Genomic DNA, 20,692 nt, shown 5'->3' on the forward strand with positions numbered 1-20,692 from the left:
GGTTCAGACCCGATCAATGATCTTTTCGCCGAACAAGCCCTGCGGTCTGACCAGCAGGAACCCAAGTGCCAGCACATACGCAAACCAGATCTCGATGCCGCCGCCCAGCCTGGGGCCGAGGTAGACCTCGGAGACCTTCTCGCCGACGCCGATCAGCAGGCCGCCGATGATGGCGCCGGGCACCGAGGTCAGGCCACCGAGGATCACCACCGGCAAGGCCTTCAGGGCGACCAGCGAGAGCGAGAACTGCACGCCCAGCTTGGAGCCCCAGATGATGCCGGCCACCAGGGCCACGAAGCCGGCCACGCTCCAGACGATGATCCAGATGCGCGACAGCGGAATGCCGATCGACTGGGCCGCCTGGTGGTCGTCGGCCACGGCCCGCAAGGCGCGGCCGGTCGAGGTCTTCTGGAAGAACAGGGCCAGCAGGGCCACCAGCACGGCGGCGATGCCGGCGGCGACCAGGTCCTCCTGGTTGACAAGCACCCCGCCCTCGAAGGCCTTCTCGAACAGGAAGATCGGCTCCTTGGGCATGCCCACGTCGATCTTGTAGATGTCGGAGCCGAACAGGCTCTGGCCCAGGCCTTCGAGGAAATAGGTGATGCCCAGCGTGGCCATCAAGAGCGTGATGCCCTCCTGATTGACCAGCTTGCCCAGCACCAGGCGCTCCACGCACCAGGCCACCACCACCATCACCGCACAGGCCGCGGCAAAGGCCAGCACATTGGCGACGAAGGCGTTGTCGAAGCCCAGCCATTTCGGAATCCATTCCGAGAAGCGCGCCATCGCCAGCGCGGCGAACAGCACCATCGCTCCTTGAGCGAAGTTGAAGACGCCCGAGGCCTTGAAGATCAGCACGAAGCCCAGGGCGATCAGCGAATACAGCATGCCGGTCATCAGGCCGCCGAAGACTGTTTCTATGAGGAATCCCATGTCAGCGGTCTTTCAATGCGAAGTGCCCAAGTAGGCACGGATCACGTCTTCGTTGCGGCGCACCTCGTCGGGCGCGCCGTCGCCTATCTTCTTGCCGTAGTCCAGCACGACCACGCGGTCCGAGATGTCCATCACCACGCCCATGTCGTGCTCGATCAGCACGATGGTGGTGCCGAACTCGTCGTTGACGTCGAGGATGAAGCGGCACATGTCCTGCTTCTCTTCCACGTTCATGCCGGCCATGGGCTCGTCCAGCAGCAGCACCTGCGGCTCCATGGCCAGCGCGCGGCCGAGGTCCACGCGCTTCTGCAGGCCGTAGGGCAGACGGCCAACGGGAGTCTTGCGGTAGGCCTGGATTTCGAGGAAGTCGATGATGCGTTCGACCTTCTCGCGCTGGGCGATCTCCTCGCGCTCCGCCGGGCCCCAGCGCAAAGCCTGCAAGAGCAGATTGCTCTTCATGTGCAGGTTGCGGCCGGTCATGATGTTGTCCAGCACGCTCATGCCCTTGAACAGGGCCAGGTTCTGGAAGGTCCGCGCCACGCCCATCTCCGCCACCTGGCGCGAGTTCATGTGCTTGAAGGTCTGGCCCTTGAAGCTGATCGAGCCCTGCGTCGGGTGGTAGACGCCATTGATGCAGTTCAGCATCGAGCTCTTGCCGGCGCCATTGGGGCCGATGATGGAACGGATCTCGTGCTCGCGCACATCGAAGCTGATGTCGGTCAGCGCCTTCACGCCGCCGAAGGCCAGCGAGATGTTCTTGACCTCGAGGATGACCTCGCCGATTTTCTTGCTGGACATCAGGCGGCCCTCCGCACGGCCGGGAAGGTCTTCACGTCGACGATCTTCAGATCGGCCGAGACCGAGCCCGTGCGGCCGTCCTCGAACTTCACCGCCGTCTCGATGAACTGCGAGGCCTTGCCCTCGTACAACGCGTCGATCAGCACCGCGTACTTGTCGGCAATGGCGCCGCGGCGGACCTTGCGGGTGCGGGTCAGCTCGCCGTCGTCGGCATCGAGCTCCTTGTGCAGCACCAGGAAGCGGGTGATCTGGCTGCCGGCCAGGCGCTCGTCCTGGGCCAGGTCGGCGTTGACCTTTTCCACGCAGTCGCGGATCAGCTCGTAGACCTCGGGCTTGCCGGCCAGGTCGGTGTAGCCGGCGTACGGCAGGTTGCGGCGCTCGGCCCAGTTGCCCACGGCGTCGAAGTCGATGTTGACAAAGGCGCAGACCCGGTCCTTCTGGTCGCCGAAGGCCACGGCCTCCTTGATGTGGGAGAAGAACTTGAGCTTGTTCTCCACATACTTGGGCGCAAACATGGCGCCGTCATGCGGCCCGCCATTGAGGCGGCCCACATCCTTGGCGCGGTCGATGATCTTCAGATGGCCGCCGGCATCGATGAAGCCGGCATCGCCCGTGTGGTACCAGCCCTCGGCGGTCAGCACCTCGGCCGTGGCCGCTTCGTTCTTGTAATAGCCCTTGAGCAGGCCGGGCGAGCGCACCAGGATCTCGCCGTTGTCCGCGAGCTTGATCTCCACGCCGTCTATGGGCACGCCCACCGTGTCGGCCTTGGCCTCGTTGTCGGGCTGCAGGCAGACGAAGACCGCGGTCTCGGTCGAGCCGTAGAGCTGCTTCAGGTTGATGCCGATGGAGCGGTAGAAGCTGAACAGGTCGGGACCGATCGCCTCGCCGGCCGTGTAGGCCACTCGCACTCGCGAGAACCCGAGCGTGTTGCGCAGCGGGCCATAGATCAGGGCGGTGCCCAGCAGGTACTTCAGACGATCCAGCGTGCCGACCGGCTTGCCGTCCATCAGCGCCGGGCCGACGCGGCGGGCCAGGTCCATGCAGCGGCGGAACAGCCAGCGCTTGAGGCTGGAGGCGTCTTCCATGCGGATCATCACGCTGGTCAGCAAGCCCTCGAAGACCCGCGGCGGCGCGAAGTAGTAGGTCGGGCCGATTTCCTTCAGGTCGATGGACACGGTGCTGGCGGACTCGGGGCAGTTGACCACGTAGCCGCAGGCCAGCCACTGGGCGTAGCTGAAGATGTTCTGACCAATCCAGGCCGGCGGCAGATAGGCCAGCACTTCTTCGTCGTGGCCCAGCTTGTCGAAGCGGGCGCCGGCCTGGGCCCGGTCGATCAGCGTGGAATGGGTGTGGACCACACCCTTGGGGTTGCCGGTCGTGCCCGAGGTGAAGAACATCGCGGCCACGTCCTCGGGCTGGACCTGGTCCACCCATTGCCGGAACAGTTGCGGATGGGCCTGCGCCTCGGCCTGGCCGGCGGCGATCAGCGCATCCAGCGGGCTCAGGCCCGGCTCGTCGTAGTTGCGCAGGCCGCGCGGATCGTCGTACCAGATGTGCTGCAGCAGCGGGCACTGCTCGCGGATCTCCAGCAGCTTGTCGACCTGCTCCTGGTCCTCGACCACGGCAAAGCCGACCTCGGCATTGGCGAGCGGAAACTGGAACTCGGCCGCCACCGCGTCCTGGTACAGCGGCACAGGGATGGCGCCCAGAGACTGGGCGGCCAGCATCACGGCAGAAAGCCGCGGCCGGTTCTCGCCGACCACGATCAGGTGCTGGCCGCGCTGCAGACCGGCCTGATGCAGGCCCTGGGCCAGGGCCTCGACCAGGCGGGCCAGGGCCGACCAGCTGGTCGCTTGCCAGATACCGTATTCCTTCTCACGCAGCGCAGCGTCGTCGGGGCGCTGCTTCGCGTGATCGAGCATCAGACGCGGGAATGTCGTCGTCACTGCTTGTCTCCTGCCGGGGCGTCTGGCGCACCGAAACACCGGTGGCGGCCCCTGTATGGCGCGATCCTACGGCCTCACTTTGACGCCTGGTTGTCGTTGCAACGACAATCCTAGGGTCATCCCTGGAGCAGGTTTTCACCAGGCCCGTTTTGCGTCCCTTGTCAGCCCTGCGTCAACAAGCATGAGCCTGGAATCCACCATCCAACACCCTCCGCTGCGCCAGCGCGCCCGCATGGCCACGCCGGCCGAACTGGCCGCCATTCCCTGGTTGGCCGTGCTCGAACCCGCGCAGCGTGACCAGGTGGCCAAGCAGCTGCAGGTGGCCGAAGCAGAGGTCGGCGAGCGGGTCTGCCGCATAGGCAAGCCGGCCAACTTCTGGTTCGGCGTGATCGACGGCCTGCTCAAGATGAGCAACGACGATTCCAGCGGCCAGGCCATCACCTTCACCGGCGTGCCGCCGGGCGGCTGGTTCGGCGAGGGCACGCTGCTCAAGCGCGAGGTCTATCGCTACAACATCCAGGCCCTGCGTCGCAGCGTGGTGGCCGGCCTGCCGCTGGAGGACTTCCACCATCTGCTGGAAACCAGCATCACCTTCAACCGCTTCGTCATCAACCAGCTGAACGAGCGTCTGGGCCAGTTCATCGCGGCACGCGAGACCGACCGCAGCAACGACCCCGACCTGCGGGTCGCCCGCAACCTGGCCGCCCTCTTCCACCCCTTGCTCTATCCCGGCGTCGGCACGCTCCTGCGGATCACGCAGCAGGAGCTGGGCTATCTGGTGGGCCTGTCGCGCCAGCGGGTCAACCAGGCGCTGCGCCGGCTGCAGGAAGACGGCCTGATACGCATCGAGTACGGCGGCCTGCGCGTGCTGGACCTGCAGGCGCTGCGGCGCTTTGGCTGAGTCGCCTCAGGCCCCGAACGGCGTGGCCTGCGGCGGCAGCTGGGGCAGCGTGGCGTGGTGGCCGGCAGTGATCTCGTAGAGCAGGTCGGCCGGCTGGCCCGGCACATCGGCCAGCGAGCCCTTGAGCCTCAGGCCCACCCGCTCCAGCGTCTTGCGTGAAGGCGTGTTGGCGGCCTGGACCACGGCCAGCACCGCCGGCGCCTGCAAGGGCCCGAAGGCCAGGCGCAGCGCGGCCTGGGCCATCTCGGCCGCATAACCCTGGCCCCAGGCCTGGGGCCGGAAGCGGAAATACAGGCTCAGCGCCTGGCGGCCCGCCACCGGCTTGTTCATCAGGCCGCCAAAACCCAGCAGCTCCCCAGGCCGCTCCAGCAGGGCGATGGCCCAGTAGCCAAAGCCCTGGACCTGCCAATGGGCCTGCCAGGCCTGCAAGAGCTCGGCCGCCTGGTCCTGGGTTTCCAGCAGGCCGCCGGGATGGAAGCGATTGCTGACCGGATCGGATTGGATCTCATGCAGCGCCGCCAGGTCGGCAGCCTGCGGCGCGCGCAGCAGCAGCCGGGCGGTTTCATGGGCAGGCCAGGGGGCGGGGTCTTGGGGCAAGGGCATGGATCCGTCGAACGAGGGTTTTCCCGGATTATGAAGACTCGGCGTAAACCCTCGGATTCGCTCCGACTCTGGCCGTGAAGCAATCGACATCCGCGGGGCTTGCGGCGGCCCGTTGGATTCATATACTGTACGTTCATACAGTATTCAACCATGCTGAGCCCAACCATCAGGCCGGCCGCGGGCGCCCAGTCCCCGGCCGGTCTTCTCCTCCCCGAAGCCTCCGGCACCGAGGCCCTGCTGCAGGCCGACCCGCGGGTCTGGCGTGCCGCCAGCCTGGGCCAGTGCCAGAGCCCGGGCCTGCCCAGCGGCTATGCCGAACTCGATGCCGAACTGCCCGGCGGCGGCTGGCCCACGCGGGCGCTGACCGAGGTGCTGCAGGCCCAGGCCGGCCTGGCCGAATGGCGGCTGCTGGGCCCAATGCTCAGGCCGCTGCTGATCCAGCCGCCGGTGGTGGCCACAGGCAGGTCGGGCCGGTCGCGCCGCCGGGTCGCCGCACCGGCGGCCTCGGCGCGCACGCTGCTGCTGATCAACCCGCCGCTGATGCCGCATCTGCCCGGTCTGCGGGAGCACGGCATCGCCGCGCGCCAGTTGGTCTGGATAGCTCCGCAGCGCCAGGAGCAGGCGCTCTGGGCCACCGAGCAGGCGATCAAGTCCAATGCCGCGGCCGCCGTGCTGGCCTGGCTGCCGGCGGCTCGGCCCGAGCAGGTCCGCCGGCTGCAGACCGCGGCCCTGAGCTGCAGTGCGCCGGTCTTCCTGTTCCGGCCGCTGGCCGCGGCCTCGCAGTCCTCGGCCGCGCCGCTGCGGCTGCAACTGGCTCCGGGCGAAGACTGGGCCCTGGAGCTGCAGATCCTCAAGCGCCGCGGCCCCATGCACGAACAGCTGCTGCGGCTGACAGCCTTGCCCAACGCCCTGCAGGCTCTGCTGCCAAGCCGGCTGCTGCTCGCCTCTTCTTCCTCCACCCCTCCACCGGAGACCGGCGATGGGCTTGCCCCCTCTGCCACGTCCGCTGCCCGACGCCCCCTGCTCACTACGCCCCCGACCGCATTGGCTCGCCCTCTTGCCCCTGCCCTGCAGTGAGGCCGCCGATGCGGCGGCGCGCTTGCGTCAGCTGGCCTGGTGGGCGCTGCAGTTCACGCCGCGGGTGGCGCTGTGCGAGGACGCGGTGCTGCTGGAGCTGGGCGCCAGCCTGCGCCTGTTCGGCGGCCGCCGCGCCTTGCACCGGCGGCTGCTGGCCGAACTGGGAGAAAGCAGCCTGGCCGGACTGGCCTGGGCCCCGACCTCGCTGGGCGCCCTGGCCCTGGCGCGCGGCGGCGTGGTCAACGGCTTCGCCCGGCCGCTGGCCGAGCTGCTCGACGCCCTGCCCCTGCCCTGCCTGAGCGCCACACAGGAAGCCGGCGCCATGCTGGAGCGCCTGGGCTGTCGATGCCTGGCCGACCTGCGCGGCCTGCCGCGCGCGCCCACCGCGCGGCGCTTCGGCGAAGCCTTGCTGGAAGCGCTTGACCAGGCCTATGGCCTCGCCCCCGAGGCCCATGACTGGGTGCTGGCGCCCGAGAGCTTCGAGCTGCGGCGGGAGCTGCCCTTCCGCATCGAGCATGCGCCGGCCCTGCTGCACTACGCCGAGGCGCTGCTGCACCAGCTCTGCGCCTGGCTGGCCGCACGCCGCGCCGGCATCCGCACACTCACCCTGGCCTGGCAGCACGACGCGATGCGGCCGCGCGAGGCCGGCCTGGGCGGTGAGCTGCGCCTGGCCACGGCCGAGCCCACGCGCCAGTTCGCCCATCTGCAGCGCCTGCTGGGCGAGCACCTGGGCCAGACCCGGCTCGAAGCACCGGCCGGCGAGTTGCGCCTGAGCGCCGACTGCATCGAGCTGCTGCCCGACGACAGCTTCTCGCTGCTGCCCGACGACCCCGACCAGGCCCGGGAGCCGCTGCTGCAATTGCTGGAGCGCATGGCGGTCCGCCTGGGGCCCGAGAACGTGCGCCGCGCCGCGCCGCGCGAGGACCACCGGCTGGAATGCCTGCAGGATTGGCTGCCCTGGGGCCAGGTCTTGCCCACGCGCCCGCCGACCGGCGGATTGCTGCCGCTGGAGCCCCAGCCCAGCTGGCTGCTGGACCCGCCGCTGCGCCTGCTGGCCCGCCACGACCAGCCGCTGTACTGCGGCGAGCTGCAGCTGCTGCTGGGCCCGCAGCGCATAGAAGGCGGCTGGTGGGGCGGCCGGCCCGAGCCGGCCCAGGTGCAGCGCGACTACTTCCTGGCCCGCAACCCGGCGCAGGCCCTGCTGTGGATCTTCCACGAGCGCCTGGCCGGCGAGCAGCCGCATTGGTATCTGCACGGGGTGTTCGCCTGATGATGAACGTCCCGCCTTATGCAGAGCTGCATTGCCTCTCAAGCTTCAGCTTCCTGCGCGGCGCCTCCGATCCCGAGGAGCTGGTGGATCGCGCCGCCGAGCTGGGCTATGCGGCCATCGCCATCACCGACGAATGCTCGCTGGCCGGCGTGGTGAGGGCCCATGCCCAGCTGCGCCGCCTGGCCAAGGAGGCCGCCGAAGAAGCCACCGACGAAGCGCCGGCGCCGTCCTTGCCCCGCTTGTTGATTGGCAGCGAATTCCTGGTCCGCGACGCGTCCGGCGAGCCGGCCTTCAAGCTGGTGGCCCTGGCCCGCAACATGAACGGCTACGGCAACCTCTGCCAGTTCATCACCGAGCTGCGCCGCGCCAGCCCCACCAAGGGCCTTTACCGCCTGGCCTGGACCGATCTGCGGCCGCAGGCGCTGGACGACTGCCTGCTGCTGCTGCTGCCGCGGCGCGAGGCCGGCGACACCGAGCTGCTGGACCAGGCCCATTGGCTGCTGCGCCATTTCACCGGCCGCGCCTGGATCGCGGTGGAGCTGCTGCGCGAGCTGTCGGACGAGCGCTGGCTGCAGCGCCTGCAGGCGCTCTCCGAGGCCACGGCCCTGCCCCTGGTCGCGGCCGGCGACGTCCACATGCACCGCCGCTCGCGCAAGGCCCTGCAGGACCTGCTCACCGCCACGCGCCTCTCCTGCACCGTGGCCGAATGCGGCCTGGCGCTGCAGCCCAATGCCGAGCGTCATCTGCGCAACCGGGTCCGCCTGGCCCAGCTCTATCCGCCCGAGCTGCTGGCGCAGAGCCTGAACGTGGCCGGCCAATGCCAGTTCTCCATCGACGAGCTGCGTTATCACTATCCCAGCGAGGTCGTGCCTGATGGCCTCACCGCCACCGAGCATCTGCGCGCCCTCACCGAGGCCGGCATGAAGAAGCGCTGGCCCGAAGACGGCGGCGAGGCCTGGCGCACCCGCGTCGAGCATGAGCTGGCCCTGATCGCCGAGCTGCGCTACGAGCACTACTTCCTCACCGTGGCCGACATCGTCCAGTACGCCCGCTCGATAGGCATCCTCTGCCAGGGCCGCGGCTCGGCGGCCAACAGCGTGGTCTGCTTCTGCCTGTTCATCACCTCGGTCGATCCGGCGGAGAGCACCCTGCTGTTCGAGCGCTTCATCAGCAAGGAGCGCAACGAGCCGCCCGACATCGACGTCGACTTCGAGCATGAAAGGCGCGAGGAGGTGATCCAGTACCTCTACCGCAAGTACGGCCGCGAGCGCGCGGCCATCGCCGCCACCGTGATCCGCTACCAGCCACGCAGCGCGATCCGCGACGTGGGCAAGGCCCTGGGCCTGGAAGAGCCGCTGATCGAGGCGCTGGCGCGCGACCACAGCGGCTGGTCCGACTACGCCCTGCCCGAGGGCCGGCTGCGCCAGCTGCAGATCGAGCTGGGCCTGGATCCCGAGGACCTGCGCCTGCGCCAGCTGGTCGAGCTGAGCCGGCAGCTGGTGGGCATGCCGCGCCACCTGAGCCAGCATGTGGGCGGCTTCGTGCTGACCCAGGGCCCGCTGTCGCGCCTGGTGCCGATAGAGAACGCGGCCATGCCGGACCGCACCGTCATCGAATGGGACAAGGACGACCTCGACACCGCCGGCCTGATGAAGGTCGACGTGCTGGCCCTGGGCATGCTGAGCTGCATACGCCGCAGCTTCGACTTCTACCGCCAGTGGCGCGGCCGCGAGATCGAGCTGGCCACGGTGCCGGCGGAGGACAAGCCCACCTACGACATGATCTGCCGGGCCGACACCGTGGGCGTGTTCCAGATCGAGAGCCGGGCCCAGATGTCCATGCTGCCGCGGCTGAGGCCGCGCACCTTCTACGACCTGGTGATCGAGGTCGCCATCGTGCGGCCCGGTCCGATCGAGGGCGGCATGGTCCACCCGTATTTGAAGAACCGATTCAGGCCGGCCGACAAGATCCACTATCCCAAGCCCGAGCTGAAGCTGGCGCTCGGTCGCACCTGCGGCGTGCCCATCTTCCAGGAGCAGGTGATGCAGGTGGCCATGATCGCCGCCAACTTCTCGGCCGGCGAGGCCGACCAGCTGCGCCGCGCCATGGCGGCCTGGAAGCGGCCCGGCGACCTGGAGCGCTTCTACGAAAAGATCGTCACCAATATGCGGCGCAACGGCTACGAGGACGAGTTCGCCGAGCGCATCTTCAAGCAGATCAAGGGCTTCTCGTCCTACGGCTTTCCGGAGTCGCATGCGGCCAGCTTCGCGCTGCTCACCTATGTCTCCAGCTGGCTCAAATGCCACGAGCCTGCCATCTTCCTGGCCGCGCTCCTGAACTCGCAGCCGCTGGGCTTTTACACGCCCTCGCAACTGGTGCAGGACGCGCGCCGCCATGACGTGGAAGTGCGGCCGGCCGATGTGTCGTGGAGCGACAAGGACAGCACGCTGGAAGAGCGAGCCGGCCACGAACAGCCGGCCATACGCCTGGGCCTGCGCCTGGTGGCCGGGCTGTCGGACAAGGCGGCCGAGCGCATAGTCGCGGCCCGGACCCATGGCCCCTTCGCCCATCCGCAAGACCTGGCCCTGCGTGCCCGGCTCGAGCAGCGCGAGATGCAGCTGCTGGCCGCCGCCGATGCCCTGGCCTCGCTGGCCGGCCACCGCCGCCAGCAGGTCTGGCAGGCCAGCGCCCTGCGCTCGCTGCCCAGGCTCTTGCAGGGCTCGCTGCCGGCCGAAGCCGAGCTGGCCCTGCCCGAGGCCGGCGAGGGCGAGGAGGTGCTGTGGGACTACCGCTCGCTGGGCCTGACGCTGCGCAGCCATCCGCTGGCCATCCTGCGGCCGCGCCTGGCGGCGCGCGGGCTCTCCAGCTCGGCCGAGCTGCAGGGCGGGCGCAACCGCCGCAGCGTCAGCACCTGCGGCATAGTCACCGGCCGCCAGCGGCCGCAGACTGCCAAGGGCACGCTGTTCATCACGCTGGAAGACGAGACCGGCAATGTCCAGGTCATCGTCTGGCGCCAGGTCTACGAGGACTACCGCTCCATCATCCTGGCCTCGCGCCTGCTGGCCGTGCACGGCCGCTGGCAGCGCGGCGACGGTGGCGTCCAGCACCTGCTGGCCGAAAGCTTCGAGAACCTCAGCCCGTGGCTTGGCCGCCTGGCCACCGAGAGCCGGGATTTCCGCTGAGGGCGCCGAGGATCAGGGTCCCGACAAGTCCTTCCGGGTCAGCGGTTTTCTATGCTGATGGAAGCAGGCCAGCACCGTGACCTGATCGCCCTCGACGATGAAGAAAAGCGCATAGGGGAAGCGGCGCAGGTTCACCCGGCGCAGATCGAGTTCAAGGACCGGATACAGGAACGGATTCAGCACCAGGAAGTCCCGGCTGCGCTACAGGTCCTCGAGGAACTCGTCTGCCCTGGCGACATGCGGCTGGCCGTACCAGGCGTGAGCCTCGGCAATCTCCTGCACCGCCAGCGGCATGAAGCGCACGCTGAAGCCCATGCGAGCCTAGCGAGACAGGGACTGCAACCTGGACTTCAACTGCTCGAAACTGAGTCCTGGCTCGCCAGGATGGGCCCGATGCCAAGAGAGGCGCTCGCGCAACTCCTCCCACTGCTGCGGCGAAAGCAGCGGCGCGTCGGACTCGCTGTTGGCGCTCTGGATCAGGGCTTCGCCCAGCAAGCGCCGCTCGGCGGCGCTGAGCTGTTCAAGCTCCTGAATCAGGGGGGCATTCATGCGGCAAGGCTAGCACAGCGAACCGGCCCAGCGTGGGCTCGAATGTCCTGCCCATATGCCTGAAGTCACTCTCCGATTTCGCGCCTAACATCGCCTCCTTTGTTCCAGCCGAGCCGCAGCTTCAGCCGCCCGGCCTCCCTGACCCAACGAGGAACCGTTCATGCGAACTACTCCCAAACTTTCCCTGCTGCTGGCCGGCATGGCGCTGTCGCTGTCGGCCCTGGCGGCCGATGCCGACCGCTGGACCGTGCCGGTGCAGAGCAAGAAGCTGTCCAACGGCCTGACCGTGCTGGTCTCCGAGGACCACAGCTCGCCCACCGTCGGCGTCAGCGTGGTCTACCACGTGGGCATGCGACTGGAGCCGCGCGGCCGCACCGGCTTCGCCCATCTGTTCGAGCACCTGATGTTCCAGGGCACGCCCAAGGCGCCCAAGGGCGTGTTCGACCAGGTCATCACCAGCGGCGGCGGCCGCAACAACGGCTCGACCCGCGCCGACTTCACCAACTACATCGAGACCGCCCCGGTCTCGGCCCTGGACTCCATCCTGTGGCTGGAAGCCGACCGGATGAAGACCCTGGACTTCAACCCGGCCACGCTGAAGAACCAGCAGGACGTGGTCAAGGAAGAGATCCGCGTCAACGTGAAGAACCAGCCCTATGGCGGCTTCATGTGGATAGACATCGGCATGCTGGCCTTCAACAAGTGGGAGAACAACCACGACGGCTACGGCAGCTTCGCCGACCTGGAGAACGCCAACCTCGACGATGTGCGCGCCTTCCACCGCGACTTCTACGGCCCCAACAATGCCGTGCTGTCCATCGCCGGCGACGTGACGCCGGCCCAGGGCTTTGCGCTGGCCGAGAAGTATTTCGGTGGTATCGCCAAGCGTCCGGTGCCGGCCGGCACCGACTTCAAGGAAGGCCTGAACACGGCCGAGAAGCGCCTGGAGCAGAGCGACACCCTGGCCCAGGTGCCGGCCCTGGCCGCCGCCTGGAAAATGCCGGATCGCGGCTCCAAGGACCAGGCGCCCATGGCCGTGCTCGGCGAGCTGCTGGCCGGCGGCGACGCCTCGCGCTTCTACCAGGGCATGGTCAAGGGCCGCGAGCTGTCGCTGAACATGAACTCGCTGTACGGCCTGACGAGCCCCTGGGAATATGACGGCCCGACGCTGTTCACCGTGTTCACGCTCTACAAGCCGACCACCAATGCCGACGCGGTGCTGGCCGCCATGGACGAGGAAATCGCCAAGGTGGTCAAGGACGGCGTGGACGAGGCCACGCTCAAGCGCATCAAGACCAGCATGCTGGCCAGCTGGTACAACGGCCTGGAGAGCTTCCTGAGCCGCGCCGACACGCTGGCCCGCCTGCAGACGCTGTGGGGCGATGCCAAGGTGGTCAACCAGATCCCGGACTGGATCTCGGCCGTCAGCTCCGCCGACGTGCAGCGCACCGCCAAGACCTACCTGACCCGCGAGAACCGCTCGGTCATCGACCGCAAGCCGGCGCCCAAGCCGGCACCTGCTCCCGCGCCGGCCGCCCCGGCCTCCGCTGCCGACAAGAAGCAATGACGAGCCCGAGGACCATCGCCATGAAGATCCAACACAAGTTCGCCTCCAAGACGCTGCTGGCCCTGGCCGCGGCGCTCGCCCTGTCCGCCACCGTCCAGGCCGCCCAGGTCAAGCTGCCGGCCGAGCTGCCGGCCTTCGGCCAGGACAAGCCCATCCCGGTGCCCAAGATCGCCAAGAAGACCCTGGCCAACGGCCTGGAGGTCTGGGTGGTGCCGCGCAACGGACTGCCCCGCGTCGACTATGTGCTGGGGGTGCGCGGCGCCGGCTACGGCGCCGATTCGGCCACCCAGTCGGGCCTGGCCGGCATGCTGGCCAACGTGCTGAACGAAGGCACGGCCAAGCGCGATTCGCGCGCCATCGCCGAAGCCGCCCAGGGCCTGGGCGGTGAGATCGGCGCCGGTGCCGGCAACGACGGCATCACCGTGTTCGCCAATGCCGTGGCCTCCAACGCGCCGGCCATGCTGCAGCTGCTGGCCGAGGTGGCACGCACGCCGGCCTATCCGGACCGCGAGGTGGCCCTGGCCAAGGCCAATGCGCTGCAGAGCCTGAAGGCCAGCGAGGCCAACCCGGGCTACCGCGCCGAGCGCGCCATGGGTTTCGTCGTCTTCGGCGACCATGCCTATGCCCGCATCCGCGCCACGGCCGACAGCATCAATGCCACCACGCCCGAACTGCTGCGCGCCGAGCATGCGCGCCGCTTCCGGCCCGAGCGCAGCCTGCTGGTCGTGACCGGCCGGGTCAACGCCGAGCAGCTGTTCAAGCAGATCGAGGCCGCCTTCGGCGACTGGAAGGCCACGGGCGAAGCCCCGGCCGCCGTGCCGCACACCCAGGCCAATGCCGCGGTGCAGCGCCTGCTGCTGGAGCGTCCGGGCAGCGTGCAGTCCACCGTGCGCCTGGGCCGTCCGGGCAATGACGCCGGCGCGGCCGACCAGGTGCCGCTGCGCCTGGCCTCCACCATCCTCGGTGGCGGCTTCAGCAGCCGCGTCAACCTGAACCTGCGCGAGGAAAAGGGCTACACCTACGGCGCCTCGGCCGGGGCCCGCTCGTACCGCGACGGTGGCGCCATCATCGGCGGCGCCGACGTGCGCAACGAGGTCACCGGCGCGGCGCTGAAGGAGTTCTTCTCCGAGTACAAGCGCCTGGGCACCGACCTGGTCGGCGCCGACGAGATGGCGATGAACAAGCGCTACGTGGCCGGCGGCTACCTGATCAGCACCCAGCTGCAGGGCGCCGTGGCCCGCACGCTGGCCAACAACTGGCTGATCGGCCTGCCGTCCGAATTCCTCGGCAACTACGTGCCCATGATCCAGAAGGTCACGGCCGAGCAGGTGCGCGACACGGCCAGGAAGTACTTCGACCCGGCCACGCAGAGCATCGTGGTGGTCGGCGACAAGGCCGCCGTCAGCGAGCAGCTGAAGGAGTTCGGCGAGTTCACGGTGCAGGGCAAGTAAGCCTCGGCATCGTCCGTCCGGACCGGGGCCGCGACCTGAAAGGGTTGCGGCCCTTTTTCTTATCGGCCGCTGATCATTCCTTCAGGTAGCGGTCGTAGATCGCCTGGTAGCGGCCGGTCTTCTTCAGATGTTCCAGGCCGGCATTGAAGTCGTCGCGCACCTGCTTGCTGCGGAACACCGGCCGGTAGTCCATGGGGTTGACCTTGGTGAAGGCATGCTCCTCCACCGGCAGCAGCTCGCCGCCCTCGCGCCGGAACTGCAGCGCGAAGTACTTGAAGATGCCGCGGTCGCTGAGTACCAGGTCGTAGCGGCCGCGCATCAAGGTACGCACCTGCACTGCCTGGTCGTTCTGCTCGGTGTAGTGACCGGCCGCCTTCACCGCGTCCAGCCACTGCGGATAGCGCCGCGCGCCGCCGACGAAGGAGATCACCGACAGGCCCTTGAGATCTTCGGGCCTGCGTATCACCAGCTTGCTGCTCTTCAGCGAGATGAAGACGTTGTCGTAGAGCACCGCCGGGTCGCCGTAATGGCCGCCGAAGGGCGCCATGTCCTCGCCCAGGTCGGTCATGGCCGCTTCCACCGTGCCGTCCTTGAAGGCGATGGGAATGCGCGCGAACGGGAAGTAGACCGGCTTGAGCTTGTGGCCGCGCCAGGCCAGGGCCTCGCCAATCACCTCGAGTTCGATGCCGGAATTGGTCTGCGGAAAGCAGTACGGCGGGATGCGCTCGCCGAAGGCCATGCTGACCTCGGCGGCCGCGGCCACCGGCATCAGCAATGACGCCAGCAGACCCGTCCAAAATCTGCGCAGGTCGATGATGCCTGTCCCCATCAGCCAGCCGCTCCCAGTTCGAATGTCAGCCCTGCCCGTTCCTGCAGCCGCCGGCTCAGCGCCAGGCCCATGGCCGCCCCCGGGGTCCAGACGCCGCCCGGCGCCTGCTCGCGGCCGACTTCCTCCAGCAGGCACAGGGCCGCCTCGGCAATCATCTTCGAGGTCGAGCCATAGCCGGGGTCGCGGTCGCCCTTGACCCAGGCGCGCAACTGCTTGCCCGCGCGGTCACGGCCGCTGAACAGGATCTCGTAGCGCCCGCGCTCGCGCTGCTCGGCCGTAGGCCCCTCGCCCGGCTTGGCCAGCACGAAGCGGCGCAGCAGCTCGCGGGTCGGGCCCAGGGCCAGCAGCAGGTTCTGCAGCCTGGTCTGGCGGGCCAGGCGCCGCGCCCTCTTCTCGCCGGCGCTGCCGGCGCCGGTCCATTGGCGCTCGCTGTAGACGAAGTCCTGGCCCCAGGGATGGCCGCGCAGCGCATTGCAGCGGTGCACGTTCTTGGTGTTGATCGCCGCCATCACGAAGGGGCCGGTCCAGCCCTGCTCCCAGTCGTCGAAGGCGGCGCTGGAGCCCTCGGGCTGGCGCGGCCCGCGGAAGCCCGGCGTCAGCGCAAAGGGGTTGCTCATCTGGCCGGCCAGCGAGCGGTCGCGGGCGATCGCCTTGTAGGTTTCCATGCCGCTGGCCAGCGTACCGCCGGAAGCCGTGCCCTTGATCACGCGCACCTGGGCCCGCACTTCGCCCAGCGCATGGCCCAGCTGCTGCTGGGCCTGGGCCTGCAGCCAGACCACGCCCATCTCGAAGGGGATGGAGTCGAAACCGCAGGAGAACAGGATGCGCGCGCCGCTGCGCTCGGCCAGCGGCTGCAGCAGCGGAATCATGCGGGCCATCCAGAGCGGCTCGCCGCAGAGGTCCAGGTAGTCGGTGCCGGCCTCGGCACAGGCGCGCACCAGGGGCTCGCCATGCAATTGATAGGGGCCAACCGTGGTGATCACGGCCCGGGTCTGGGCCGCCAGCCGCGCCAGGGCGGCGGCATCCGCCGCATCGGCCTGCAGCAGCGGCAAGGATTCAGGCGCGCCCAGCCCGGCTCGGACCTCGGCCAGGCGGGCCGGGTTGCGACCGGCCAGCGCCCAGCGCAGCTCGCCGTCGGCGCCGTAGCGCTTGAGCAGGTACTCGGCCACCAGGCGGCCGGTGAAGCCGGTGGCGCCGAACAGGATCAGGTCATAGGGACGCTCGCGCGACATCGCAACTCCTTGCAGGCATCGGATCGCATTGTGGCGTCGCGCCGCATCCCCTGGCATCGGGATGCGCTGCTTTGGGCATCTCGCCTACAAAGCCGCACGATCAGGAGGTCCCATGCCCGGCTACACCGTCAACACCCCCAGCCTCGGCCCCATCGTCGGCCATACCGACCACCAGCACAGCCGCCTCTTCCTGCGCGGCGAAGGCGCCCCGGGCGACCGCCTGTTCGCCGTCGTCCGCTGCCGGGTGCGGGGCTCCACGGCCTGGGGCGCGCCGGTGTTCAACAAGCTCAGCCCGACCTTCGACCTGACCGGCGTCTGCGTGCTGAACCAGCTGGCGGCGGCCACGGCCTACGAGGTCCAGGCCGGCTGGTTCAGCGCGCCGCAGCTGGAGCTGGCCGAGTTGGGCCCGACCACCCAGTTGGACTGGGGCCACGCCGCCACGGCCAGCCTGCGCACCTGCAGCGCCACGGCCGCGGCCCGCTCCTACGTGGTCGGCTCCTGCCGCTATCTGCTGCGCCTGCTGGGCCACAACTGGTTCGACGACCGCGGCGACAAGGTATTCCGCTCGGTGCGCGAGCAGGTCGCCGCGGGCCGGCCGATCGATGCCCTCTTGATGATCGGCGACCAGATCTATGCCGACGACCTCGGCGGCCTGTCCCCAGACGACAAGCTGAGCGAGTTCCTCAAGCGCTACCGCGCGGCCTTCGGCCAGGAGCATCTGCGCGCCCTGATGGCCAGCGTGCCGACCTACATGCTGCTGGACGACCACGAGATCGAGAACGACTGGCCCAGCAAGGCCACGGCCCAGGACCAGCTGGTGCTCTATCCGCGCGCCATGCATGCCTACCAGATCTACCAGTGCAGCCACAGCCCGCTGTTCAACGCCACGCCCGAGGGCCGCATCGAAGGCCAGCTGGAAAAGTACTGGTACGAGTTCAGCGACGGCACGGCCGACTGGTTCATGCTGGACACCCGCACCGAGCGCCGCGCCGGCAGCGGCCAGATGCTGGGCGCGCGCCAGATGCAGAAGCTGCGCGAATGGCTGCTGGATGGCAGCGGCCGCATCAAGTTCATCGTCAGCGGCGTGCCCATGTTCCCCGACCTGGGCAGCGAGGGCGCCGACAAATGGGGCGGCTTTCCCGGCCAGCGCAAGGAGATCCTGGACCTGGTGTTCGAGCACCAGATCCCGCGGGTGGTGATGCTGTCCGGCGACGTGCACTGCTCGTTCAGCTGCTATCTGGAGCGCGAGGACAAGCCCGGCTTCGTGGTCCATGGCGTGGTGGCCTCGCCCTTCTTCTGGCCCTATCCGCACATGGCCCGACGCGACTTCCTGTTCGACCGCGAACTGGCCCAGACCGGCAGCAACGTCTACACCACCCGCGCGTTGAGCGCCTGCTACTTCGAGGACAACTTCTGCCGGCTCGACGTTGGCGACGACGGCAGTCTTCGTGTCGCTGTGCACGAACGCAAGGGAGCACTGCTCGGAACTCCGGTACGCCTGTTCTGAAGCCAACCCTACACTCGGGGGACCTTGTCGGCCGCCCTGGCCCGACATCGATCGCCGATGAAAGCCCCCGACTCCGACCGTCCCGTACACGACGGGCCGGCCGCGCTTGAATCGCCGCTGCAGCTGTTCGGCACCGACGAAGCGCTGGCCCGCCTGGAAGCTGTTCTCCCCTCGCTGCAAGGCGCAGAGCGCCAGCGAGGCCTGGTCCAGCTCGCCTGGCTGCTGCGCGAACGGGATGGCCGCCGTGCGCTCAGTTGCGCCGACCAGGCCCAGGCCGAGCTGACGGACCCAGGCCTGCAAGCCCGCCTCGATCTGATGCGGGCCGAACAGCGCTACCTGTTCGCCGACTACGCTGCTGCCCTCGCCCTGATCGAGCAGTCCCTGCCGCGCTTCGAGCAATTGCAGGATGCGCTGGGCCAGGCCGATGCCTGCTGGCTGCTCTCGCTGCTGCAAGGGGCACGCGGCCAGGCGGCGCTCCGCGATACCAGCCTGCAGCAGGCGATCGCCTACGCCCGCAGTGCCGGTGAGCCGGGCCGGCTGCTCTGCTTCGAGGCCAGCCTCGCCCGCTTCGATGCCTTCCGCGACCTGGTGCTTTGCGAGCAGCGATGGGGCGGCCATTTCGGCGCCGCCCTGGACGTCCAGCCACTGGCCGGCCAGCCGGCCCTGGCTCTCTACCTGGCCACGCGCGACTACCTGGCTTGCGACTTCGCCCAGGCGATCCGCTTGTTCATGCGCGCCCACGAGACGGCGCTGCAGACCGGCCAGCTCTACAACGCCATCATGGCGGCCGCCAACGTCAGCCATGCCTTCGGCAAGCTCAACGACCACGAGGCCTCGCTGGACTGGGTGCAGCGCGGCCTGGAACTGGCCCGCATGTGCGGCTGGCCGGCCGGCCTGGGCGCCTGCCTGGCACAGAGCGGCGAGGCCTTGCGCCGGCTGGGCCGCCTGGACCAGGCCCAGACAGCGCTGGACGAGGCCCAGCAGATCCTGGCGCCGCTGGGTCGCTCGCGCAACTACGCGATGCTGCTGGCCTGCCGCGCCGAGCTGGCGCTGGACCGCGGCGATGCGGAGCTGGCGCTCAAGCTGTTCGACGAGATGCCCGAGACCGCCCGCGAGTCCGGCCATGTGGGCCTGCTCGAAGCCAGCCGCGGCAAGGCCCAGGCGCTGGCGCGGCTGGGCCAGTGGGCGGAGGCCGAGGCCATGGCCGAAGCCTCGCTGCGCTCGGCCGAGGCCGCCGGCATGGCCGACCGCCAGATCGAGGCCCTGCAGGTGCTGGCCCGCATTCGCGGCCAGGCCGGCATGGACCCCGAGCGCCACGGTCCCGAGGACCTGCCGCTGGCCTGCCTGGAGCGGGCCCTGAAGATCGCCCGCGGCATCGAAGGCCTGCATCCGCCGTCCGAGCTGTTGTCCGACCTCGCCGCCGAGTACGCCCGGGTCGCCCGCTTCCCGCAGGCCTACGGCATGGCCGTGCGGGCCGCCGAGGCACGCGAGAAGCAGCATGCCCGGCAAGCTGCCGACCGACTGATCGCCATGCAGCTGCGCTACGCCGCCGAAAGCGCCCGTGCCGAGGCCGAGCACCACAAGCAGCTGGCGATCGTGGAGGCGCGCCGTTCAGCCCTGCTGCACGAACAGGGCCAGACGCTGGAGCGTCTGGGCGTGATTGGCCAGGCCATCACCGCCCAGCTCGATGCCGAGGCGATCTGTCAGGCCCTGCATGAGCATGTGCAGGAGCTGCTGGACGTGACCGCGCTGGCCATTTACCAGAGCGACGAGAGCGGCCAGGTGTTGCAGTCGCTCTACCTGAACGAGGCCGGACGCCTGCTGCCGCCGCGCCGCATTCCGCTGGACAGCCCGGTGGCCGCCAGCGCCCGGTGTGCCCGCGAGCGCCGCGAGATCGCGCTGAACCGCACGGCCGGCGAAGTCAGTCCCAGCCATGTGGCTGGCACCCTGCCCATCCTCAGCGCCCTCTATGCACCGCTGGTAGTGCACGACCGGGTGCTGGGCGTGATGAGCGTCCAGTCGCCCCGCCAGAACGCCTACGGTGAGCGCGAGCAGCTGATCTTCCGCACGCTGTGCGCCTATGGCGCCATTGCGCTGGACAACGCCAACACCTACCGCCGACTGGAAGCCACGCTGAAGGCGCTGCGCGTGACTCAGACCCAGCTGGAGGAGGCCAGCCTCAGCGACCCGCTGACCGGCCTTCGCAACCGCCGCTTCCTGCTGCAGCACCTGGACGCCGACACCGGCATCAGCCTGCGCCGCCACGAAGACGCGTTGCGGCAGCTGCCCTACCAGAGCCCCGAGGACGGCGACCTGCTGTTCTTCATGGTCGACATCGACCACTTCAAGGCAGTCAATGACGAGCACGGCCACGCGGCCGGCGACCAGGTGCTGATCCAGCTCTGCGAAAGGCTGCGCGAGGTCTCGCGCGAGTCGGATTACCTGGTGCGCTGGGGCGGCGAGGAATTCCTGATGGTGGCGCGCCACAGCGATCGCCGCGAGGCTGGCCTGATTGCCGAGCGGATCCGGGCCGCCGTGGCCGGCCGACCGTTCCAGCTCGAGAACGGCCAGAGTCTGAGCAAGACCTGCTCGATTGGCTTTGCCGCCTATCCCTTCTTACCGCAGGCCCCGTCACGCCTGGGCTGGGCCGAGGTGGTGGAGTTGGCCGACCAGGGCCTGTACCGCGCCAAGCGCTCCGGCCGCAACCGCTGGTCGGGCTTGAGTGCAAGCACGGCCGCCGGATTGCCGGCCCCGCCCGAGGTCGAGATCAAGGCCTGGCTGCACGACCCGGCGCCGGCCCTGCTCGGCGGCAGTCTGCTGGAGAGCGCGGGCCCCTGAAACTGCCGC

Annotated in this window: 16 protein-coding genes; 8 read left to right on the top strand and 8 right to left on the bottom strand. The window is 69.1% G+C overall.

Annotated features, from left to right (window positions below):
• Positions 1 to 3: 3 nt before the first annotated feature.
• The 3 genes from QT382_RS09185 to QT382_RS09195 are packed head-to-tail and all read right to left on the bottom strand — an operon-like array spanning position 4 to position 3,677.
• Positions 4 to 933 (bottom strand): branched-chain amino acid ABC transporter permease, encoded by a 930-nt coding sequence (locus QT382_RS09185; protein ID WP_289253731.1) that lies wholly within the window; start codon positions 931 to 933, stop codon positions 4 to 6.
• A gap of 12 nt (positions 934 to 945) precedes the next feature.
• Positions 946 to 1,731 carry an ABC transporter ATP-binding protein gene (locus QT382_RS09190; protein WP_289253732.1) on the bottom strand — a complete coding sequence of 262 codons (786 nt, stop codon included), beginning with the start codon at positions 1,729 to 1,731 and terminating at the stop codon, positions 946 to 948.
• On the bottom strand, positions 1,731 to 3,677 hold the full coding sequence (locus QT382_RS09195; RefSeq protein WP_289253733.1) for an AMP-dependent synthetase/ligase: 1,947 nt from the start codon (positions 3,675 to 3,677) through the stop codon (positions 1,731 to 1,733). Before QT382_RS09195 ends, QT382_RS09190 begins: the two co-directional genes overlap by 1 nt.
• Before the next feature lie 181 nt (positions 3,678 to 3,858).
• Here QT382_RS09195 and QT382_RS09200 point away from each other — a divergent pair, with 181 nt between their 5' ends.
• Positions 3,859 to 4,578: a Crp/Fnr family transcriptional regulator gene (locus tag QT382_RS09200; protein ID WP_289253734.1), complete on the top strand. Its 720-nt coding sequence runs from the start codon at positions 3,859 to 3,861 to the stop codon at positions 4,576 to 4,578.
• 6 nt (positions 4,579 to 4,584) lie between these two features.
• Here the strand turns inward: QT382_RS09200 and QT382_RS09205 are convergent, their stop codons facing one another.
• Positions 4,585 to 5,175, bottom strand: coding sequence for a GNAT family N-acetyltransferase (locus QT382_RS09205; RefSeq protein ID WP_289253735.1), 591 nt, complete (start codon positions 5,173 to 5,175; stop codon positions 4,585 to 4,587).
• A gap of 156 nt (positions 5,176 to 5,331) precedes the next feature.
• Between QT382_RS09205 and QT382_RS09210 the strand changes: the two genes are divergently transcribed.
• Genes QT382_RS09210 through QT382_RS09220 form a run of 3 tightly spaced genes read left to right on the top strand, consistent with a single transcriptional unit; the run spans position 5,332 to position 10,710 of the window.
• Positions 5,332 to 6,258, top strand: coding sequence for a recombinase RecA (locus QT382_RS09210; RefSeq protein WP_289253736.1), 927 nt, complete (start codon positions 5,332 to 5,334; stop codon positions 6,256 to 6,258).
• Positions 6,239 to 7,528 carry a Y-family DNA polymerase gene (locus tag QT382_RS09215; protein WP_289253737.1) on the top strand — a complete coding sequence of 430 codons (1,290 nt, stop codon included), beginning with the start codon at positions 6,239 to 6,241 and terminating at the stop codon, positions 7,526 to 7,528. Before QT382_RS09210 ends, QT382_RS09215 begins: the two co-directional genes overlap by 20 nt.
• Before the next feature lie 2 nt (positions 7,529 to 7,530).
• Positions 7,531 to 10,710 carry an error-prone DNA polymerase gene (locus QT382_RS09220; RefSeq protein ID WP_502929884.1) on the top strand — a complete coding sequence of 1,060 codons (3,180 nt, stop codon included), beginning with the start codon at positions 7,531 to 7,533 and terminating at the stop codon, positions 10,708 to 10,710.
• A gap of 12 nt (positions 10,711 to 10,722) precedes the next feature.
• On the opposite strand, the gene QT382_RS09225 is transcribed toward QT382_RS09220, so the two are convergent.
• Both QT382_RS09225 and QT382_RS09230 read right to left on the bottom strand, forming a co-directional pair.
• A complete protein-coding gene (locus tag QT382_RS09225; protein WP_289253739.1) occupies positions 10,723 to 10,893 on the bottom strand; it encodes a hypothetical protein in 171 nt (56 codons plus the stop codon).
• Between the two features lie 138 nt (positions 10,894 to 11,031).
• On the bottom strand, positions 11,032 to 11,259 hold the full coding sequence (locus QT382_RS09230; RefSeq protein WP_289253740.1) for a hypothetical protein: 228 nt from the start codon (positions 11,257 to 11,259) through the stop codon (positions 11,032 to 11,034).
• 160 nt (positions 11,260 to 11,419) lie between these two features.
• Here QT382_RS09230 and QT382_RS09235 point away from each other — a divergent pair, with 160 nt between their 5' ends.
• Both QT382_RS09235 and QT382_RS09240 read left to right on the top strand, forming a co-directional pair.
• Positions 11,420 to 12,826: a M16 family metallopeptidase gene (locus tag QT382_RS09235; protein WP_289253741.1), complete on the top strand. Its 1,407-nt coding sequence runs from the start codon at positions 11,420 to 11,422 to the stop codon at positions 12,824 to 12,826.
• 20 nt (positions 12,827 to 12,846) lie between these two features.
• A complete protein-coding gene (locus QT382_RS09240; RefSeq protein ID WP_289253742.1) occupies positions 12,847 to 14,277 on the top strand; it encodes a M16 family metallopeptidase in 1,431 nt (476 codons plus the stop codon).
• 73 nt (positions 14,278 to 14,350) lie between these two features.
• On the opposite strand, the gene QT382_RS09245 is transcribed toward QT382_RS09240, so the two are convergent.
• Together QT382_RS09245 and QT382_RS09250 are read right to left on the bottom strand one after the other, a co-directional pair.
• Complete coding sequence (locus QT382_RS09245) at positions 14,351 to 15,106, bottom strand: substrate-binding periplasmic protein (RefSeq protein WP_289253743.1); 756 nt, start codon at positions 15,104 to 15,106, stop codon at positions 14,351 to 14,353.
• A complete protein-coding gene (locus tag QT382_RS09250) occupies positions 15,106 to 16,338 on the bottom strand; it encodes a saccharopine dehydrogenase family protein (RefSeq protein ID WP_289253744.1) in 1,233 nt (410 codons plus the stop codon). Before QT382_RS09250 ends, QT382_RS09245 begins: the two co-directional genes overlap by 1 nt.
• A 112-nt stretch (positions 16,339 to 16,450) precedes the next feature.
• Between QT382_RS09250 and QT382_RS09255 the strand changes: the two genes are divergently transcribed.
• Positions 16,451 to 17,845: an alkaline phosphatase D family protein gene (locus QT382_RS09255; protein ID WP_289253745.1), complete on the top strand. Its 1,395-nt coding sequence runs from the start codon at positions 16,451 to 16,453 to the stop codon at positions 17,843 to 17,845.
• A 57-nt stretch (positions 17,846 to 17,902) separates the two neighbouring features.
• Positions 17,903 to 20,683, top strand: coding sequence for a sensor domain-containing diguanylate cyclase (locus QT382_RS09260; RefSeq protein WP_289253746.1), 2,781 nt, complete (start codon positions 17,903 to 17,905; stop codon positions 20,681 to 20,683).
• Positions 20,684 to 20,692 lie beyond the last annotated feature (9 nt).

The sequence above is a fragment of the Pelomonas sp. SE-A7 genome, assembly GCF_030345705.1.
Classification (GTDB): Bacteria; Pseudomonadota; Gammaproteobacteria; order Burkholderiales; family Burkholderiaceae_C; genus JAUASW01.

What these genes read in the sequence shown, in the direction of transcription:
- QT382_RS09240 (WP_289253742.1), top strand. Translation starts at nt 12,847, where the DNA reads ATGAAGATCCAACACAAGTTCGCCTCCAAGACGCTGCTGGCCCTGGCC.
- QT382_RS09250 (WP_289253744.1), bottom strand. Translation starts at nt 16,338, where the DNA reads ATGTCGCGCGAGCGTCCCTATGACCTGATCCTGTTCGGCGCCACCGGC.
- QT382_RS09230 (WP_289253740.1), bottom strand. Translation starts at nt 11,259, where the DNA reads ATGAATGCCCCCCTGATTCAGGAGCTTGAACAGCTCAGCGCCGCCGAG.
- QT382_RS09220 (WP_502929884.1), top strand. Translation starts at nt 7,531, where the DNA reads ATGAACGTCCCGCCTTATGCAGAGCTGCATTGCCTCTCAAGCTTCAGC.
- QT382_RS09190 (WP_289253732.1), bottom strand. Translation starts at nt 1,731, where the DNA reads ATGTCCAGCAAGAAAATCGGCGAGGTCATCCTCGAGGTCAAGAACATC.
- QT382_RS09185 (WP_289253731.1), bottom strand. Translation starts at nt 933, where the DNA reads ATGGGATTCCTCATAGAAACAGTCTTCGGCGGCCTGATGACCGGCATG.
- QT382_RS09260 (WP_289253746.1), top strand. Translation starts at nt 17,903, where the DNA reads ATGAAAGCCCCCGACTCCGACCGTCCCGTACACGACGGGCCGGCCGCG.
- QT382_RS09210 (WP_289253736.1), top strand. Translation starts at nt 5,332, where the DNA reads ATGCTGAGCCCAACCATCAGGCCGGCCGCGGGCGCCCAGTCCCCGGCC.
- QT382_RS09255 (WP_289253745.1), top strand. Translation starts at nt 16,451, where the DNA reads ATGCCCGGCTACACCGTCAACACCCCCAGCCTCGGCCCCATCGTCGGC.
- QT382_RS09235 (WP_289253741.1), top strand. Translation starts at nt 11,420, where the DNA reads ATGCGAACTACTCCCAAACTTTCCCTGCTGCTGGCCGGCATGGCGCTG.
- QT382_RS09200 (WP_289253734.1), top strand. Translation starts at nt 3,859, where the DNA reads ATGAGCCTGGAATCCACCATCCAACACCCTCCGCTGCGCCAGCGCGCC.
- QT382_RS09245 (WP_289253743.1), bottom strand. Translation starts at nt 15,106, where the DNA reads ATGGGGACAGGCATCATCGACCTGCGCAGATTTTGGACGGGTCTGCTG.